Below are 308 nucleotides of genomic sequence, written 5' to 3'. Positions count from 1 at the left end.
GTGGCTATGACGGGATTCGAACCTGTGACCCCCGCATTATGAGTGCGATGCTCTAACCAACTGAGCTACATAGCCGTCTTGTGCACGACTCGCGTCGAATACAAGTAAAAATGGCTGGGGCACTAGGATTCGAACCTAGGTATGGCGAGATCAAAACCCGCTGCCTTACCGCTTGGCGATGCCCCAACAGTGTTCTTTGCAATCGGATGATTGAAGGAACGTTTTTCAAACATGGTGGCTATGACGGGATTCGAACCTGTGACCCCCGCATTATGAGTGCGATGCTCTAACCAACTGAGCTACATAGC

At 51.0% G+C, this 308-nt stretch carries 2 tRNA genes; both read right to left on the bottom strand.

The features are described from left to right. Position 1 precedes the first annotated feature (1 nt). A tRNA-Met gene (locus ACVDHI_RS20775) sits at positions 2–75 on the bottom strand. Positions 76–111: 36 nt separating this feature from the next. Beyond that, positions 112–186 (bottom strand) — tRNA-Gln (locus ACVDHI_RS20770). Positions 187–308 lie beyond the last annotated feature (122 nt).

Source organism: Aeromonas sp. 25-248, from assembly GCF_053005425.1.
Note: the sequence above shows the minus strand (reverse complement) of the source record. Positions and strands in the feature narration are given on the sequence as shown.